5 protein-coding genes are annotated in these 3711 nt (G+C 47.6%); all 5 read right to left on the bottom strand.

The annotated features are described in order from the left end of the window. Positions 1-648, bottom strand: a 648-nt coding sequence (gene ftsA, locus ACWVCM_RS03500) for a cell division protein FtsA (RefSeq protein ID WP_455200323.1), incomplete at its 3' end; no start/stop codon positions are given. A 24-nt stretch (positions 649-672) separates the two neighbouring features. Continuing rightward, a complete protein-coding gene (locus ACWVCM_RS03495) occupies positions 673-1509 on the bottom strand; it encodes a cell division protein FtsQ/DivIB (RefSeq protein WP_455200322.1) in 837 nt (278 codons plus the stop codon). Between the two features lie 13 nt (positions 1510-1522). Continuing rightward, positions 1523-2458: a D-alanine--D-alanine ligase gene (locus ACWVCM_RS03490; protein ID WP_455200321.1), complete on the bottom strand. Its 936-nt coding sequence runs from the start codon at positions 2456-2458 to the stop codon at positions 1523-1525. Beyond that, positions 2455-3357 (bottom strand): UDP-N-acetylmuramate dehydrogenase, encoded by a 903-nt coding sequence (murB, locus tag ACWVCM_RS03485; RefSeq protein WP_455200320.1) that lies wholly within the window; start codon positions 3355-3357, stop codon positions 2455-2457. Before murB ends, ACWVCM_RS03490 begins: the two co-directional genes overlap by 4 nt. Further along, on the bottom strand, positions 3354-3711 hold a 358-nt coding region (locus ACWVCM_RS03480; protein ID WP_455200319.1), incomplete at its 5' end, for a glutamate ligase domain-containing protein. The genes murB and ACWVCM_RS03480, both read right to left, overlap by 4 nt.

Genomic DNA, 3711 nt, shown 5'->3' with positions numbered 1-3711 from the left:
TGTAGTGCCTCCACCTATATCAACCAGGCAAACACCCAGCTCTTTTTCATCTTCCGTCAGCACCGCATAGCTGGATGCCAGTTGCTCCAGAATAATGTCATCCACTTCCAGGCCACAACGGCGTACACACTTAACAATATTTTGCGCCGCACTTACAGCACCCGTAACAAGATGAACTTTAGCTTCGAGACGTACACCACACATGCCTACGGGTTCACGAATTCCATCCTGATCATCAATCACAAATTCCTGCGGAATCACGTGCAGCATTTTCTGGTCCGCTGGAATAGCCACCGCCTTTGCGGCATCAATCACCCTGTCAACGTCCGCCTGAGCGACTTCTTTGTCGCGTATTGCGACGATGCCGTGTGAATTCAAACTTTGAATATGGCTGCCCGCGATTCCGGCAAACACCGAATCAATTTGACAACCAGCCATTAGCTCGGCCTCTTCCACAGCTCGTTGTATGGACTGCGTGGTAGATTCAATATTCACCACGACACCCTTCTTCAAACCTTTTGATGGATGCGAACCGATACCAATGACTTCAATTTCCCCTTCCGGTCCCAGATCAGCAACAATAGCGCCAATTTTCGAAGTGCCGATATCCAATCCAACCATCAAGTTTTGATCTGAACGTTTTGCCATATAATTATCCCTGCGTAACTACTCTTATCCTGCCTTAGTTACGCGATTGTTACTTTTTATATGTGAGTTATTTTTACCGTGTAAACCGTTTTCACCGTGCAAGCCAACCTGTTGTTTCCAGCGCACCGCAACACCATTGGTGTAACGCAAGTCCACAAATTTAACCCGGTCTATTTGTGGAGCAAGGGTTGCTTTATAAGCGCGAACAAAACGCATCATCTCGGTGCCACTATCTGACGTATCGCGAACTCTTCCCATGAACAGCTGAACACCATTGGAAAGCGTTACCCGCATTGCTCGTCGGTCATTCACGAAAATGTTAGTAATCCGCAAACCCAAATCCTCTGTCATCGCAGATAAAGCCTTGTAATGTTCCACAAGTGTTTTATACATTCCTGTAGGACCTGTGATCTGCACCATTTCATCAGGGAGTTGTTCCATAGCTGGCATAAACAATTCTCCATCTTGATTGACAATCGATTCATCATTCCAGACTGCAACGGGCTGTTGTTCCGTTACCACAAGTTGCAATACGTCTGGCCAAACCCGTCGGATTGACACCGCATTAATCCAGGGCAGCTGCTCAAGATTATGTTTCAAACCCTTTACATTTAAACTAAAAAACCCGCCATCGATATCACCTAATACGAGACTGTTAAGTTTGTCTCGATCCACCCACTGCAAAGTTCCAAACACCTGTATCTTTTTAAATGGCAATGTGGTGGGCAAATATAATTTGTAAATAAACAGTCCACATAACATCAGCACTGTGCCGATCGACAACATTTTTATCCGGCCAACAGTTAAAACCTGCGCCAGTTGCGACTCATTATTTTGCTGCTTAATTTTTCTTGCACCCATTCGTAACCCAACCCTAGCTTCTTTCCGTTAAGGTCGTTTGCAATATTTGAATCATTAGCTCTTCAAATTCAATGCCCGCTGCCCTGGCTGACATGGGAACCAGGCTATGGTCAGTTAGTCCTGGTATCGTATTAAGCTCAATTAAATATGGACTTCCATTTTTATCACAGATCACATCGACACGACCCCAGCCAAATGCACCCACACCTTTAAACGCTTTCAACGCCAGGTCCTGCAAAGCTTTCTCTTCTGCACCACCCAGCCCACATGGAATATGGTAACCCGTGGTATCCGATACATATTTGGCCTTATAGTCATAAAAGTCATGCGGAGTCTCCAGTCGAATGACGGGTAAGGCAGTATCAGCCAAAATTGCCACGGTATATTCCGTCCCGGTTATCCATTGTTCCGCAAACACTTCAGAATCATATTTGGCCGCATTTTTGTAAGCACCTTCTAATTGGTCCGCCTGGGTTACTTTTGACATTCCAATACTGGACCCTTCGTGCGCTGGCTTGATCATCAAAGGTAATCCGTATTGCTTGATCACTGCATCAAAATCACTATCCGCTGTTAACGTACAATAGCCCGGTGTCGGTAGGCCCTGCCCCATCCACGCGTATTTGGTACGCAGCTTATCCATTGCCAGTGCTGAAGCCATAACTCCACTACCGGTATACGGCAAACCAAGAATTTCCAAAGCCCCTTGAATGGTACCGTCTTCACCGCCTCGTCCATGCAATGCGATAAACACACGGTCAAAATGGCCGGAGCTCAATACCGACAAAATATTGTGTCCCACATCGATACCGTGAGCATTCACGTGTTGCGCAGTTAATGCATTTAAAACTGCATTACCACTTTTCAAGGACACATCACGCTCTGCGGACTGGCCACCCATTAACACGGCGACTTTGCCAAATACCTTCGGATCTATATTGTTTGTCATGCCAACGCCTCGCCGATAATTCTCACTTCACGCTCCAATGCAATACCGTGCTGTTGTTTCACGGTCTCTGCCACGTAATTGATCAAACTTTCTATGTCGGCAGCCTTCGCAGCTCCGGTATTAACAATAAAATTGGCATGCTTATCCGAGACACAAGCACCACCTATGCAATAACCTTTTAATCCGCTCGCCTCGATCAACCGCGCCGAAAAATCACCGGGTGGATTCTTGAATACCGAACCGGCATTGGGTTGTTGAGTGGGTTGGGTATCACCGCGCTTGCTTAAACACTCCTTAATCCTGGCCAGTGATGTTTCGCTATCACCTGGTTGCAATGTCAACTCTGCCGCAACAAACCATTCCTGTTGTGGACCTTTTACTGAGCGATAGGCTATCTCATACTCTGCGGGTAAACGGCGATTGATCGTCCCATCATGACTCAAAGTTTCAACTGCGCTTACAATACTCCAGGTTTCACCACCAAATGCCCCGGCATTCATCGCTAATGCACCACCCATGGTTCCAGGAATACCCGCCAGGAATTCCGCGCCCTGTAATGACTGCCGTGCAGAAAAGCGCGCCACCTTGGCGCAAGCCACACCTGCCTCGGCACGTACTGTAATATCCGAAATCTTTGACAGGCCATTCAACATACCACTAGTGGCTATCACGGTGCCGCGAATTCCACCATCACGTACCAACAAGTTACTACCCAAACCAACCCAGCTAACTGGTTCATTGCTATCAAGCTGCGAAAAGAACAAAGCCAAATCATCAATGTCAGCCGGTTGATAATAACGATCCGCCGTACCACCTACACGCCAGGAAGTATGTTTAGTCATGGGCTCGTCGTGGCGCAAAGTGCCGCGTAGTTCTGTATAGCGTTGCGCAGCCATCATTGATCATCTCCCGACAACCGCTTCGGTAAACTTAAAGCCACGTTACCAATGTTTCCTGCGCCTGCCGTCAACACAATATCCCTGTCCTGCACAATGCCGCTTAATACATTAGGCAAATCATTCACGTCTTCCACGAAAATCGGGTCTACACCGCCTCGTGCCCGAATGGATCGACTGAGCGCCCTGCCATCCGCACCAGCAACAGGCTCTTCACCCGCTGCAAATACTTCGGTTAGTACCAGCACATCAACCTCGGATAACACTTGTGTAAAATCATCAAACAAATCCCGCGTTCTGGAATAACGATGCGGTTGAAAGGCCAGGACCAGTCGACGATCGGGCCATTGTTGGCGA

Source organism: Kaarinaea lacus (genome assembly GCF_975902315.1).
The sequence above is the reverse complement of the archived record's forward strand: the minus strand, read 5'-3'. Positions and strand labels throughout refer to the sequence as shown.